Raw genomic sequence first — 14,299 nt, forward strand, 5'->3', positions numbered from 1 at the left:
ACCTTTTCGGCGTGATGTCGTTGGGGGCTGACGATGCGTGATCGTCGCGGTATGCCGGTTGTGTGAGATATCCGCAGGGTGGTGGGCTGACGCCTGAACGGCAGTCGTTTCGCGAGCGGATCCGGCTGCAGGCCGCGGAGCGATTCGCTGCCGGTGCCTCCAACGCCGAGGTCGCCAAGGACTTACGGGTGAGTGTGCGCTCGGTGCAGCGTTGGCGCCGGGCCTGGCACGACGCCGGCACCGAGGGGCTGCGGTCTGCCGGGCCGGTGTCACGGCCCAAGCTGAGTGAGGCCCTGTTCACCGTGCTCGAGCAGGAGCTCGCCACGGGTCCCGTCGCGCACGGATGGCCGGACCAGACATGGACCCTGGCGCGGATCAAGACGTTGATCGGGCGCAGGTTCCACAAGAGCATGACGCTGTCGGCGATCGCGCAGATGCTGCACCGGCATGGGTTCAGCCACCAGGTCCCGGCCCGCCGAGCGGTCGAGCGCGACGAGGAGGCCGTGGCGGGCTGGGTGAAGGAGACCTGGCCGCAGGTGGAAGGTCCGTGGCGGCGCTCGATGCCTGGCTGTGCTTCGAAGACGAAGCCGGCTTCTCGATGACGCCGCCCACCAGCCGCACCTGGGCCAGGCGCGGACACACACCCCTCATCCGGGTCCGGGGACGATCCCAGCGCCGCTTCTCCATCGCCGCTCTGGCCTGCTACAAGCACGGTGAACGCTCACGGCTGATCTACCGGCCCAAGCGGCACGTCGATCACAAGCGGGGCGGCAGACGCAGCTTCACCTGGACCGACTACCGCGACCTGCTCATCGCCGCCCACCAGCAGCTCGGCGCACCCATCGTGCTCGTGTGGGACAACCTCAACGTCCACAAGGACCGCCGACTGCGGCAGTTCATCGACACCCGCGACTGGATAACCTGCTACTTCCTGCCGGCCTACGCACCCGACCTCAACCCCGTCGAGGGCATCTGGTCGCTGCTGCGACGCAGCAGCCAGGCCAACACCGCCTTCACCGACCCCGACCACCTCATGAGCACGCTCCGACACGGTCTCCGCCAGATCCAGTACCGCAGCCACCTCATCGACGGATGCCTCGCCGAAACCGGCCTCACCTTGACGACACCACGGCGACAACGTCAGTAGTAGGAGTGCTGATGACGAAGCGGACCTACACCTGCGGATTCGACGCCGCCATCGCCGTCATGGGGGGAAATGGAAGGGGCTGATCCTGTTCTCACTCGGCGAAGGACCGCTGCGCTTTGGCGAGTTGAGGCGAGCCGTGCCCGGCATCAGCGAAAGGATGCTGATCCTTCAACTCCGGGAGATGGAGACCAGTGGCCTCGTGCACCGCGAGGTCTATCACCAGGTCCCACCCAAGGTGGAGTACTCGCTGACCGAGTTCGGCCGCTCCCTCAACACCGCGCTGGAGCCGCTCGGCGAGTGGGGCGAGGAACACATGGAACGCATCGAGGTGATCCCCTGAGCCGTTGATTGAGACAGCCCAGTTCCAGCTGTCTCAGCCAATCTCAGAGCCTGTCGGGTGGACGATCGAGAGCGGTGTGTAACTGAGGCCCTGGGTCGCCGGACATGACGAAGGCCCCGGAATGATCACGCGGTGTGTGTACGTGCGACAACTCCGGGGCCGTCAGCGGCCCATGTTATCCGTCCAGCCTGACCGATGAGATGTGGATACCATCCAGCCGCTCCTTCCCGTGCGTGACCTGCGAAAAGGTGGCGGGATACGCAAGTACGGCGACCGGCTGGTCCTCGACTCGATCTTCTACGTCCTGCGGTCGGGCTGCCAGTGGCGGATGCTCCCGCACGACCTGATGCCCTTCGACGCCGCCCACCGCTGGTTCACCAAGTGGCGCGAGGACGGCACCTGGGACCGCGTCCACGACGAGCTCCGCCGCCAGGTACGCGTCGAGGCCGGGCGCGACCCCGAACCCTCGGCCGCCGTGATCGACGCCCAGTCGATCAAGACCAGCGAGGGCGGCGAGGCCCGCGGATTCGACGCCGGCAAGCGAACGACGGGTCGCAAGCGACACGCGATCGTGGACACGATGGGACTCCTCCTGGTTGTCGCGGTCACCTCCGCCTCCGTGCAGGACCGGGCCGGAGGCCGCACTGTCCTGGCGCGGCTCGCCGCCGGCTTCCGCACGGTCGGCCTGGTGTGGGCCGACGGCGGATACGCCAACTCCGTTGATTCCACGCTGCTTTCATGGGCCCGCGACGCGCTGAATATCGTCGTGGAGATCGTGAAGCGGACCGACGACGTCAAGGGTTTCAAGATCCTGCCCCGCCGTTGGGTGGTAGAGCGGACCTTCGGGTGGCTGGTCCGCAACCGCCGCCTGGCCCGCGACTACGAACGGCTGACCGCCACCTCCGAGGCCATGATTAAGGTGGCGATGATCCGCCTGATGCTCGTCCGACTCGCCGGGCAGTCAGCACGCTGGAGCCATGAACCCCATCGCAAGACCGCGCGAACCGAGACCGTCGAGAACCTCATCGCAGCGTAATCAACCGGCCACCCGACAGGCTCTGAGAGAGGTGCGTTGGTGTGGGTCATCGGGTCTCGGCCGTCTCATTCTCAGCCGCGGTGACTTTGGCCGGCCGGGGCAGCCAGCGGAGCGCGACGAGGCCGAGGATGAGATGCAGGACGCTGGCTGCCGCCGCGGCGACGTGCAGTCCGGTGAGGAAGGCCGACTTGGCGTCGGTCACGATCGCCGCTGTCAGTTCAGGCAGCTGGAGTGTCTCGTCGAGGGTTGGGGCGAGGTCGGGGCCTTGGAGGCGGAACAGCAGAGCTGCCAGCGAACCGAGCAACGCGATGCCGAGAGCATTGCCGATCTCGTTGCTGGTCTCCGCGATCGCACCTGCGGATCCGGCGCGCTCGGGAGGGACTGCGGCAACGGCGGTGTCGGCGACGACAGCGAAGGAAATGCCATAGCCGAGGCCCGCGACCGCGGTGGATGCGACGTACCAGCCGATTCCGCCTGTGATGGTGGTGGGCAGCAGCAGGAGCAAACCGGCGGCGATGGAGAAGTGGCACACGAGCAGCGCGGCGCGCTTGCCGACGCGGTCGACGACCAGCGGGGTCACGATGCAGGTGGTGGTGAGTACGCCGGCTCCAGGCAGCGCCCAGAGCGCGGCCTGCAAGACGGGGACGTCGAGGACAGACTGCAGGTAGATCCCGGCCAGGTACGCGGCAGCTGACCATGCTGCGAGCGGCAGCAGACCGGTGATGACGGCGACGGTGAAGATCCGGTCGCGGAAGAGTGAGAAGTCGATGAGCGGGTGCTCCAGTTGCCGTTGCCGTAGACCGAACCACGCCAGCACGGCAATGCCCGCGAGCACGGTGGCCACGGCGGTAACTGTCAGGCCTTGGGCGGCCGCGTGCTTGATGCCGTAGATCGCCAGCAGGAGCCCGACGGCGGAGGTCACGACGCTGGCGGTGTCGATCCGCCCAGGCTGGGTCGCCCGGACCTCGCCGAGCAGCACCGGTGCGAAGCAGAGGAAGCCGACGATGACGGGGAGGTTGATCAAGAACACCGATCCCCACCAGAAGCGTTCCAGCAGCACGCCGCCGATGACCGGTCCGATCGCGAAGCCGGCAGCGAATGCTGCGGCGAAGATGCCGATGGCCTGTGCGCGTCGCTTGGGGTCGGTGAACAGTTCGCTCAGAACCGCCAGCGCGGAGGGAAGCAGGGTCGCGCCGGCGATCCCCATGACCGCGCGGGCGGCGATGAGCAGTTCCGGTGTGGGGGCGAAGGCAGCGGCAGCAGAGCCGAGGCCGAAGAAAATCGCGCCGATCATGAGGAGCCTGAGGCGTCCGTAGCGGTCGCCGATGTTCCCGAACGCGATGAGCAGTGACCCTACGGCGAAGCCGTAGATGTCCAGGGTCCACAGTGCTTGGTCGGCACTGGGGCTCAGCGCCTGACTGACCCGGGGCATCGCGAGGAACAGGATGGATCCGTCCATCGAGACCAGCAGCACGGGGCCGAGGACGACGAGCAGACCGAGCCAGGCCCGGAGGTTACCGGCGTTGGTCGTGGGTGAGGCGTGGTGAGTCATGTCGTCAACGCTCCAGGCGCCTGGAGCGTTGCATCCAGACACCTGGTGTGGCTACACCCAGCAGGTGCACCCACACCACCGCGGACCATGTCTAGGCTCGATGGTGTGGAGAGCTTCGGAGCATTTTTGAAGAGCCGCCGCGACCAGGTCACACCGGACGCGATCGGGCTACGCACCTACGGCAATAGTCGGCGCGTTCCAGGGCTGCGCCGAGAAGAACTGGCTCACCTCGCAGGCGTCAGCGCCGGCTATTACACGCGGTTGGAGCAGGGACAAGCGGGCACAGCCTCGGCGCAGGTTCTCGACGCACTGGCCCGGGTGCTGGAACTCGACGAGGTCGAGACAGTCCACCTACACAACCTCGCCCGCCAGACCGACCGGCCCGGCCTCACCGAACCGCCCGCCGAACATCCCCATCCTCGTGTGCTCGCGCTGCTCGACTCGCTGGGCGAGGCTACTCCCGCGATCGTGCTCGGCAGGCGCGGGGACGTGCTCGCCTGGAACCGCACAGGTCACGCGCTGCTCGCCGAACACACGGAATTCGACGCCCCGGCAGACCCAGCTCGTCGTCCCTCCATCCCGCGGATGTTCTTCCTCGACCCCCTCACCCGGGACCTGCACCGCAACTGGGACGAGCTCGCGCGCGTCCACGTCGCGTACCTGAGGCTCACCGCCGGCCGGTTCCCAACCGACGCGCGACTGGCGAACCTCATCGGCGAGCTCACCATGCGCAGCGACCAGTTCGCCCAGATGTGGGCAACCGGAGAGGTCGCCGACTGCACCACCGGCGACATGCACCTGCAACACCCCACCGTCGGTACCGCGAGCATCGCCTACCAAGTGTGGCTCCAGCCCGACAGCCCGGACCACCGCCTCGAGATCTACACCCCCAACGACGCATCCTCAGCAGACGCACTCCACCTCCTCACCCGTCACATCGCGGGCGAGGACGACTCCAACATCAAAGGGACCGAACAGCCCGCCGCTGGTCGAGGTCACGATCGATCCGTCAACAACCTCGCGCCCCGCAACAGCTAGGGCACTCACTGACCGGTGGGGAGCCGGAACAGTCCGCTGCAGAGTGGCCGTTTTCTCCACCCCCACGTGAGGCGCACCGTCCGCCGTGGCCCTGCCGCGCACACGCTATCTGTACGGGAACCGGGGGAGTTGGGAGCATGAGTAGATAACCGGGCAGGTGGGGAGTGGTGTCATGGGTTCGGACGAGATCAGGTCCCAGGGCTTCTGCCTGAAGGAACTGTTCCGTGAAGTGACCTATGAGATCGACTATTACCAGCGTGACTACACCTGGGGCGAGGACGAAATCCGCACCCTGCTGCGGGATCTGTGTGGATCGTTCAGGAACTGGTCGACGGATCCGGCGTACCTGCGCCGGCCGCACACCGCACCGCAGTACTTCCTGGGGCCGTTCGTCTACTACGAGCCGTCGAAGAACCGGCGCTATCTCGTCGACGGGCAGCAGCGGTTCGTCACGCTGCATCTGCTCTTCCTGCAGCTGCGGCTTTCGGCGCAGGAGCGTGGGGACGCCAGGGCGGTCGACCGGCTCAACCGGGTGATCACGATCGACGGAGAACATTTCGCGCTCGGCATCACCGATCACGAGCCCGTCTTGAGGGCGGTCGCTGAGGCCCGCAAGTACGAAACGGGCGTGGGGGACTCCCTCTCCCGTCGCAACTTGTGGGCACGTAGCCAGCAGATCGAATCCCAGCTCGCGGAAGAGCTCGATGCGGAGAACCTCCCCCGGTTCACCGAGTGGCTGCTGGACCGGGTGGTCCTGGTCGGAATCCGGGCGGCCAGCTCCGATCATGGCTACCGGATGTTCGAGACGATGAACGACCGTGGCGCCCGCCTCACCGCCGTGGACCTTCTGAAGAGCCACTTGCTCTCCCACGTCGGAGCGAACGAAGACCACCTCAACACCCAATGGCACGAGATGCTGCGGGAACTGGCCACTGACCGGGAGGACCCCACCGCCGCTTCCCGCTTCATCAAAGCCTTCCTTATGGCCCGCTGCGCACGTGAGGGCCGGGAAGACGACCGCCGGCAGATCGACAGCAACCTCAATGTGTGGGTCCGCCACAACGCCGCTTACCTGGGACTGGTACCCGAACGTCCCAGTAACTTTCTGCACTTCGTGCAGGACCTGCTGAAGTCGGCCAGACTGTTTCGGCCGTTCCTCGCCGCCAGCCGAGCACTCAAGACAGGCGGCGACCGCCTGGAGACGGTGCTCTTCAACGAACGCAACGGACTCAGCTGCCAGGCCATCGCCATCCTCGCCGCCATCGATCCCGACGACCGGCCCTCCGACGCCAAGGACAAGGGCCGTCTGGTCGCTGTCTACATGGACCGCTGGTACGCCCTCAGAGTCCTGCAGGACCTGCCTGTGCAGTCAGCGGACTCCAACTCCCTGGTCCATGACACGCTCGTTCCGCTCCTGCGCAAGTGCCGTACCACGGCCGACGTCGCCTCCGCGCTGGGCGATCGCGTCACCCACGACGGGGGCTCGATACGCGATGCGGCCACCCTGGGACTGCGCGGCAACAACGCCCACCAGATCCGCTACCTGCTGGCTCGGGCCACCGCTTACGTCGAAGAGGCCTGCCAGCGGCCGCACGACGTGCTCGCCTACCTCGACCGGGAACGGTTCCACATCGAGCACTTGTGGGCCAACCACCACCACCGTGTGGAGGAGGAGATACCCGACCCGGTTGTCTTCCGCAGCCGCCGCAACCAACTGGGCGGCCTCGGCCTGCTCATGGGGCGCGAGAACTCCAGCATCAACGACCTGCCCCTCAACGGAAAGGCCGCCTATTACGCCCGCAGCAACGTCCTGCTGGGCATTATCGCCCCCGGCTACGACCAACGGAATCCCCTGCTGCGCGAGTTCATCAAGACCCACAAGCTTGACAAGGTCCTCAGACCGTTCGGACCCCGGGAGGCGATGACCTCCGTCGTCCAGACCCGCCAGGAACTGTATCTGAGCCTGCTCGAGCACATCTGGAACCCGGAGCGCCTCGGCCTGCCCGTCACCTTGCCCAGCGCGTCCGGCTCCAACGAGCCGACTGCTCAGATCAGGCCCGTGGTCGCCGCGCGCCGCAGGCCCGCTGCAGGGCGCCGCCGCACGGATGTCGCCAGAATGGTCGCAGCCCGGATCCTCACGGGCGGCACGAGGATCGTGCTCACCTACCGCTCCACCGACCACTGGGCCACCATCGACGAAGACGGCGGCATCATCCTCACTGCCACCGGAGGCACCCCGTACGGGCGGGTCGACGAGGCCGGCGCTGTCGCCCGCGGCACCAAGACCTGCCAGGGCATGAACGAATGGCACATCGAAGACGAGCAAGGGGTGCGCACCAGCCTGCGAACTCTGCGCGACCGCGCCGTGGCGTCCGGAGCCCTGTAGCTCAGGCGCACGGTCTTGTCGGCGTCTGCTCGTACGCTGGCGGTGGAACAGAACGTGGGGAGGCGGAATGGCGGACAAGACGGCCGGCATGCACGAGTTGTGGCCGAAGCTCCTGGAAGTGGTCAGGAACCGACGGCGGTTCGCCTGGATCCTCCTGGGGCAGAATGCGAACGTCCTCTCCTACGACGGCACCACGCTGACGCTGAGCTGGAACAATCAGGGCGCGTACGACAACTTCATCAGCTCGGGTTCGCGCGGGGTACTCGAGGATGCGCTTGCAGAACTTCTCAATCCCCCGCCCGCCATCGAGCTGGTCGTGCAGGGGAAAACACCGCCTTCCCTCGCCCACTCCGTGCCGGAAGGCCAGGCCGCGCAGGTACATGTGTCTGTCGCCGTCACGACCGCGGACCCCTCGCCTCAGCCAGGCGAATCCGCGGCGTCCACCCTGCAACTCGTCCTGGCGCAGACCGCGTTCCTGATGTACGAGCAGGGCAACAGCCGGGCTGCTGCCCTATTGTCGGATGTGGAAGACGTGGAACTGGTGCCCGGCAACCGATTCGGGGACTGGGAGGACGCCGTCCTCATCGTGCCCCCCTACCTCGTCCCCCGGTTCACCGAAGAGGTCACCGCAGCGATCCAGCCGGTGTTCGAACATGTGGCGGGGCGGCACGGCCTGGACATCGGCGGCATCACCGCCGCACCCGCGCTCCCCGAGATCGATGGACACTGGCGGCAGATCCTGCAGGAGCGACTGACTGCGGGAACAGCATCCAACCAGGCATCTAGGGCACGTGCCAAGAGAACAGCCCCCACCCTCAACCGGGACGGCTTCGTCTTCGACTCCCGTGAGGAAGTGCTGGTCTACGAGGCGCTGAAGCGGGCGCAGGCGGAGCTGCCGCAGGATTCCACCATTTCCATCTTTCCTGTCGTGGTTCGTTCTTTCTGATCGGTGGCCGGAGGGTTGAGCTGGGCTGATCAGTTGGTTGGTTGGGTCTGGCGGTGTGGTGTGTGCTGGCGAGGTGGCGGGCGTTGCTTGCGGGCCCCGGCTGGGTGGGCCTGTGAACTGCGGGTTTGCTGCTCTGGGTTGGTTTCGTGGGTGTTGATCAGTTCTGTTGGCTGGTCGGTCAGGTTCGCTGGGTGGCTGTTGTAGCGGTGCAGGGGTGTGGGGCCGTGGATGCCGATGGTGCCCATCAGGTGTTGTTGGTGGGGGTGGAGCTGGTCCCAGGTGCGTTGTTGGGTGCGGATCCATTTGGTGGTCTGGTTGGGGAAGGGCATGCCGGTGCTGTAGCAGGTGTGGGCTTGGTGCCAGCTGTGGTTCCAGGTGGCGCGCCAGGGTGGGTTCCACCACGGGTCGAGCGCGGTGAGTGGCGGGTTGTGGGGCCAGGGCCGGCCGGTGCGTTTCACGTGGGCCCCGGCGGCTCGGCGTTGTTTGTACAGCCACCATCCCAGGGGGAAGCCGTCGTGTTCGGTGCGGTAGCCGGCTGAGGAGAGGTTGCCGTGTTGGGCGGCCCACGACCGGGCGTACGGCAGGCCGGCGGCGACGGCCGAGGGCGGGTTCTTCAGCCGTGGGCGGGCTGGGCGGGTTGGTTGGGGAGGTTTCGGTGGTGGCGCCAGCGCGCGGGCCCGTTCGCTGGTGAGGCCGATGCCGGCGAGCTGCTGTTGCTGCTCGGGTTGGAGGTTGTCGTAGCTGGAGCACTGGGTGAACAGCCATTTCGCTGTGTCGGCTGGGAGCGCGTTGAAATCGGCCGTGGTGGCCGGGGATCGGCCGGTGGTATGCGTGCAGGCGGTGAGGTAGGCCTGGCGCCAGCGCAGTCCTCCCGCCGGGTTCCAGTGGGGATCGATGGCTTCCAGGGCTTTGATGCGGTCGGCGGGCAGTTTTCCTCGGCTGGCGCGGCGACGTTGCGTGCGCAGCCAGGTGCCGAGGCGGTAGCCGTCGTGGCGGGCGGGTTCGGGGACGGCGAGGTTGCCGTGTTGCTGGGCCCAGGCGCGGGCGTGGGCGAGACCGGCCGCGAAGGCTGCGGCTTGGGGGATGCGGCGGGGCCGGGCGGCACGGGCGCCTTCGGCGGTGAGGCCCAGGTCTGCGAGGAGGTGCTGCTGGCGGGGGTGGAGCGGGGAGTGGCGACGAACTGCTGCCAGCCGTCCCGCGTGGTCGGCGGTGCGTACGCCGCAGCCCTCGCTCCGTCGTGAAGGGTGCTGTCGGCAGGGGCGTCTGTCACCACTGTGCTGCTTCCTGGTAGGCGTCATAGATCCGAGAGGGACGCGGAACTTTGGCTGAGGAGTCCGGCTGTTCGTCTCCGGCAGGCTCATCGACGTCAGCGGGGCCGGGCAGGTCGTCGTCCTCGTCCCAGCCGTCCTCGAACCCTGTCTCCCCTTGCTGATCCTCTTCTTCCAGCGGTGTGAAGGCACCCACCAGGCCGTAGGAGAGGGTCGGAGCCGCCACGGGGTCCGGGGCCGCCTGCGGCACGGCCGGTCGGGCCAGGGACGCTGCTGCGCTGGCGCGCGCCGCCACCGTCTGCTCGCGGCGGGTCCCGGCACCGTTGCTCGCACGCCGCAGGAGGCGGTCCAGGGCCTGGGCGAGCTGCCGCTCGTGCTCGACGCGGTCGCCGCGGCGCTCGACTGCGGCACGGACGTGCTGCCAGGTGAAGTCGGTGAAGGGCAGGCTGACACAGCCGCGGTGGATCCACGGCACCTCTTCCCACCCGGTGGGCAGCCGCACCCAGATCTGATGGGGTCGTAGGGGTTGTGGTGCACCTCCCATCTGCCGTCCGGCGCGCCCGACCGGTTGCTGCGGTGCGGATTGAGGACCTTGTGGTCGTAGGTGCGGTAGTCGAAGCGGATGCCGTAGTCGTTGATGGCCACCCGCTTGATGGGCATGAGCTCGATGTAGTCGTCCGCGCTCAGCGGCACCGGGATATAGCCGGTGACTCCCACGAGCGCGCCCCACATCTCGTTCGGCGACAGGGCGAGCTTCCGGTGCCAGCGGATGGCGCAGCGAGGCGTGCGGGCGGTGCTGCCAGTCGTGACCAGCCACTCATCCAGCAGGTCCTGCACCTGCGCAAGCGTCCAGCACGCCTCGTCCTCAACGCGCGTGCCGCGCCGGGTGACATCCGAGCCGCTGTAGCCGGCCACGTACTGGGAGAACCGGTCCCCGATGGTGCGGAACGTCCGCTCGACATGGCCCTTGGCCGGGCCGTTGGCCGGCGGCGCGGGCTGAACGGACACCCCCAGGCTCTCGCACGCGGCAATGAAGGAATGGGAGACGAACACCGCACCTTGATCGACCACCACCGTCTCCGGCATGATCACCGGCCGGGCCGCTGCCCCTTCCAGCCGCGCATCCAACGACACCAGCCGCTCATAGGGGATGACTGACCGGGACATCGCCAGCGCCGTCTCCCACCCCGGGCGCATCCGCATGGGCGTGACCATCTGCGCCAGCAGCACCCGCCGCGTCCACCGATCTTGTGCCCACCGGACGCACCACCGCGGCACAGATACTGCGCGTTGCCACGTCCAACGCGATCGATAACTCGACCGACCCCGTCACCCCCTCGGCGAGCACCACCAGCACATCCAGCGGCGTACTGTCCAGCATCACCAGCTCACCCGGCCGCAGCGCCACGGTCGGGTGAAGGGAGGGCCGGCCGCGACGTGCGCCGCCGCTGCTGTGCCGCCGACCCCAGCAGCCCGTGGCCGTCGGCGAGCGCGTGCACCAGCCGGTTGAACGTCGTCACCGGCGGCACCTCCACCGCGCCGGGACCATGGGTTCCTCCAGAACCCACCCGACCATGCGCCGCAGCCGGCTCAGCGTGCCACTGGAGCGTTTCCCGCTGCGCCTCCAGCACCTGAGTGATCGCAGCGACCACACGCTCATCGGCCCGTCCCACCACAGAACGCCTACGCGCCGTGCGCTGGTCGACCAGCCCCCACAGCCCCTTCTCGCGGTAACGGGCCCGCATCCGCCGCACGGTCACCGCACTCGTCTGCTGCCCCGCCACGGTCAACTCCGCTGCCTTGGCCTCCTCCCGTTCCGCCACAGTCCGCTGCGCCGGATCGAACTCCGCCCGCGGCACACCGCCCTGCCCCGGCACCGGAAGGCCGGTCTCCACCTCGGCACACGTGCCGCTCCCAGGCCTCAGCACGCTCACGTGCCTGCACAGGCAGTTCCTCCAGGAGCCCGAACGGAGGCACCTGAGGGCGGGCCGCTCCGACGAGTTCGAAGTCAGGAGCGGCGAACAGATAGCTCACTAGCACCGTCGCCGGGGAGTTGTCCGAGTCGACCAACCTGGCACGGCCCCTTCGAGCATCACCACCGTCCAGGAGCGGTCCTCGAACCGCACCTGGCTCCCCACATCGAGTACTGCCGCCGTCACGCAGACGCCCCCTCGCCCGGGCCTGCTGTCACGGTCACCCGTTCATGCAAGGCTCGTTCAGCGGGGCTGACAGCGACCCGGTCCATAGGGCATGGAAGAGGGCCGGGAGAACCCTGATGGTGTCCCCGAGGTCACGTGCCCCTTCGATCAGCGGCCGAGGACGGGCAAAGACCTGCACCGCCTCTTCCAAGAGCGCGGTGTCCCGGTAGCGAGGGTGCCGGTATCCGACAGCCAGCCCAGGCGGCGACAACCGGTTCGGGAGGCGAGGCGACCCGGTACTGCCATCCCACCGCACGTGCCGCCGCTGCCATGACGTCAGCACGGTGTGCGAGCCGGGAGAGATCTCCCCTCGTCCGGCACAGTCGAGCAGCAGACCGCCGCCGTCGCTGAACCGCGCCATCAGATGCGGCACATGCGACACCCCGGACCCCTCAGATCCCCGCCAGGACAGCTCCACAGGGCGGCATGCCATCGCCGTGACCGAAGGATCACGGTCCAGCAGCATCACCTGGGGCGCATGACACCCGACCCGTAGTGCACCAGCCGCCCGGTGGTAGCCGACCACCACCAGCCCGGCGCGAAACGACGGCCAGACCGCAGGGGAAACGGACGTACCGGACCGCAGTCCTCCAGACGAAACGACACGAGCGGCCTCGCCCCACGGCATCAGCTGTTCTCCACCGTACGGATCCAGGAAACGGGCGCTGTACGAACCTGGATCAGCGACCGCCAGGTGCGCCGAGGAGCCTTGCTGCCACACGCACCATCAACTGACGAGCATCCCATCAGGTAATGGGCACATGGCGACCTACTCCGTCACGCCCATGTGACGCCCAGCTCCCGCAACGCATTCAGCTGCTCCTGGGTGAGCTTGTCGCGCCTCGATTTGGTGTTCTATACCCAGACGCCCAGCTTCACGGCCACCGGCTCCGTCGCGCCGTCGACCGTGATCTCCTCAGCGTGGCCGCGCGGTACAGGCCGGTGACCTTCCCGTTCCACCCACTGCGTGCGGGCAGCCAGGCCGCGCTGGAACGCCTGCTGCGCCTTGCCCGGCTTCGTCGCGCGGGTGGCCGCCGGGGCCGAAGATGACGGCTGGACGGGCTTCACCCCCAGCTGGGACAGCCGTTCCTGCTGCTCGTGGACAACTGCGCCCAGGTACTCGCGTCGCGTTGCCGTGCGAGCCATCGTCCGATGTCGTCGCCGCCGAAGAGGACGCCGGGTGCGATGTCGGGCAGGCGGCCGTCGGCGTCGACGAGGTCGGCGAACCTCGCCCTCGCTCCACCTGCCCTGGGGCGAGGTTCCTGTGGCCCGCCGGTAGGACCGCGCCGACCATCGCCTTGTTTGTCTCGCGGTCCTTGCTGAGTGCTGCCGGAACGGCCGCGGCGGCTACCTCTGCCAAGAGGTAGCCGCCGCATCGCTGAAGTTCTCACCCACTCCCTCTCATGGAGAGAGTTCAGGGATCACCAATGAGGTTCGCTCAAATACGCCTTCCACCGTCCGCGACTTGGTCTGGGTTGGAAAGGAACTGCTCGATCTCCCCGAATAGATCGTTCAGTTCAGCTTCCGCGATTTGCTCACGACTGCAGAAACGCCTCAAGAGTCGTACCTGAGGGACAGTGAAGTGTTCGCGAAACAGCCTTCTAGATGTAGCCGCATCGTCTGGAACATCGCTCACCCCCAACTCCTCTTCTAGGATCTCTACATAGTCTTTCGCGTCCTCGTCGCCGCTGGCAGCAGCCCTTCGCCACCAACCGTAAGCAGCCTTAAGATCACCAAAAGCCTCGGCGATTTCGGCGACTCTTCTTTCTTCGGCGGGCTCTAGTTGGTTTTTCGTGTCTTTGTTGAGCAGCTTGAAGAGCTCGCACAGTCGATCCCGCTGACGCCGGTCGCGCAGCAGGTCCCGCACCCGAAGCGGGTTTTCAACCGTCACGAGGCAGGCCCCGGCCGGGGGCCGGCCCGAAGGCCGGCCCTCCTGGTTGAGGGTGAGGTAAGAGACCTCACCCAACCGGTTTTCCTCGCGCAATGCCTGGTCAAAGAGCTCCAGCAGGACCAGGCGTCCGAACGCTTCGCGCTCCTCATCGAACATCCAACTGCTCATGCTGACACCTCCTCGGATGACGCAACCATTGCCTTCTCCAACCGTCGACGGGCCGCCCCGAGATACCTCCGGACGGTGTCCACTTCGACGTCCATCTCCTCTGCCACTTCCTCCAACGGAAGTTCTCTCACAATAGCGAGGTCAACAACCTTCCGTTGAGCATTGGGCAACTCGGTGATGAACTTGTAAATCTCGGCTCGGAGTTCAGCAACGAGAACTGACTCCGGAATTCCGATTGATGAAGTCCCCTCAGGGAGAACCTCCGGGGGAACCGGGATAATGGGGAGCTTCTTGTTATTCCTGAATTCGTCAACGATTACGTGAGACAG

General features: G+C 67.1%; 13 protein-coding genes and 2 pseudogenes. 6 read left to right on the top strand and 9 right to left on the bottom strand.

Annotated elements, in window-relative coordinates:
- Positions 1 to 62: 62 nt before the first annotated feature.
- The 3 genes and pseudogenes from CEB94_RS42455 (at position 63) to CEB94_RS40285 (ending at position 2,523) form a co-directional block, all read left to right on the top strand.
- Positions 63 to 1,147, top strand: a protein-coding gene (locus tag CEB94_RS42455; protein ID WP_425472408.1) for an IS630 family transposase whose coding sequence is annotated in 2 segments (ribosomal slippage) — positions 63 to 588 and positions 588 to 1,147 — 1,086 coding nt in all. Because the reading frame shifts where the segments join, the coding sequence is not laid out codon by codon here.
- An 11-nt stretch (positions 1,148 to 1,158) separates the two neighbouring features.
- Positions 1,159 to 1,487: pseudogene (locus CEB94_RS40280) on the top strand (winged helix-turn-helix transcriptional regulator).
- A gap of 200 nt (positions 1,488 to 1,687) precedes the next feature.
- A protein-coding gene (locus CEB94_RS40285) for an IS5 family transposase (RefSeq protein ID WP_246111627.1) occupies positions 1,688 to 2,523 on the top strand; the annotation gives its coding sequence in 2 pieces (ribosomal slippage) (positions 1,688 to 1,694 and positions 1,694 to 2,523; 837 coding nt in all).
- A gap of 46 nt (positions 2,524 to 2,569) precedes the next feature.
- Here CEB94_RS40285 and CEB94_RS40290 read toward each other — a convergent pair.
- Complete coding sequence (locus tag CEB94_RS40290) at positions 2,570 to 4,075, bottom strand: MFS transporter (protein WP_175430219.1); 1,506 nt, start codon at positions 4,073 to 4,075, stop codon at positions 2,570 to 2,572.
- 105 nt (positions 4,076 to 4,180) lie between these two features.
- Here CEB94_RS40290 and CEB94_RS40295 point away from each other — a divergent pair, with 105 nt between their 5' ends.
- The 3 genes from CEB94_RS40295 (at position 4,181) to CEB94_RS40305 (ending at position 8,445) form a co-directional block, all read left to right on the top strand.
- Positions 4,181 to 5,113 carry a helix-turn-helix transcriptional regulator gene (locus tag CEB94_RS40295; RefSeq protein WP_246112102.1) on the top strand — a complete coding sequence of 311 codons (933 nt, stop codon included), beginning with the start codon at positions 4,181 to 4,183 and terminating at the stop codon, positions 5,111 to 5,113.
- Positions 5,114 to 5,285: 172 nt separating this feature from the next.
- Entirely contained in the window at positions 5,286 to 7,499 is a 2,214-nt protein-coding gene (locus tag CEB94_RS40300) for a DUF262 domain-containing protein (RefSeq protein ID WP_175436807.1), read from the top strand.
- Positions 7,500 to 7,566: 67 nt separating this feature from the next.
- Positions 7,567 to 8,445, top strand: a complete 879-nt coding sequence (locus tag CEB94_RS40305; protein ID WP_175436808.1) for a hypothetical protein — start codon at positions 7,567 to 7,569, stop codon at positions 8,443 to 8,445.
- Between the two features lie 29 nt (positions 8,446 to 8,474).
- On the opposite strand, the gene CEB94_RS40310 is transcribed toward CEB94_RS40305, so the two are convergent.
- The 8 genes and pseudogenes from CEB94_RS40310 to CEB94_RS40335 all read right to left on the bottom strand — a co-directional run.
- On the bottom strand, positions 8,475 to 9,743 hold the full coding sequence (locus CEB94_RS40310; protein WP_175436809.1) for a helicase associated domain-containing protein: 1,269 nt from the start codon (positions 9,741 to 9,743) through the stop codon (positions 8,475 to 8,477).
- A complete protein-coding gene (locus CEB94_RS41595) occupies positions 9,712 to 10,215 on the bottom strand; it encodes a hypothetical protein (RefSeq protein WP_246112103.1) in 504 nt (167 codons plus the stop codon). Before CEB94_RS41595 ends, CEB94_RS40310 begins: the two co-directional genes overlap by 32 nt.
- 639 nt (positions 10,216 to 10,854) lie before the next feature.
- Positions 10,855 to 11,094, bottom strand: coding sequence for a hypothetical protein (locus CEB94_RS41600; protein WP_246112104.1), 240 nt, complete (start codon positions 11,092 to 11,094; stop codon positions 10,855 to 10,857).
- Positions 11,095 to 11,101: 7 nt separating this feature from the next.
- On the bottom strand, positions 11,102 to 11,641 hold the full coding sequence (locus CEB94_RS41605) for a hypothetical protein (protein ID WP_246112105.1): 540 nt from the start codon (positions 11,639 to 11,641) through the stop codon (positions 11,102 to 11,104).
- A 265-nt stretch (positions 11,642 to 11,906) separates the two neighbouring features.
- Entirely contained in the window at positions 11,907 to 12,539 is a 633-nt protein-coding gene (locus CEB94_RS42460) for a TnsA-like heteromeric transposase endonuclease subunit (RefSeq protein WP_425472570.1), read from the bottom strand.
- Positions 12,540 to 12,688: 149 nt separating this feature from the next.
- Positions 12,689 to 13,134: pseudogene (locus tag CEB94_RS41610) on the bottom strand (helicase associated domain-containing protein); the annotation flags it as partial.
- Between the two features lie 215 nt (positions 13,135 to 13,349).
- A complete protein-coding gene (locus tag CEB94_RS41615; protein ID WP_246111624.1) occupies positions 13,350 to 13,970 on the bottom strand; it encodes a hypothetical protein in 621 nt (206 codons plus the stop codon).
- The coding region (locus tag CEB94_RS40335) for a sigma-70 family RNA polymerase sigma factor (protein ID WP_175436811.1) at positions 13,967 to 14,299 on the bottom strand (333 nt) is incomplete at its 5' end. The genes CEB94_RS41615 and CEB94_RS40335, both read right to left, overlap by 4 nt.

The sequence above is a fragment of the Streptomyces hawaiiensis genome, from assembly GCF_004803895.1.
In the GTDB taxonomy this organism is placed as follows: domain Bacteria; phylum Actinomycetota; class Actinomycetes; order Streptomycetales; family Streptomycetaceae; genus Streptomyces; species Streptomyces hawaiiensis.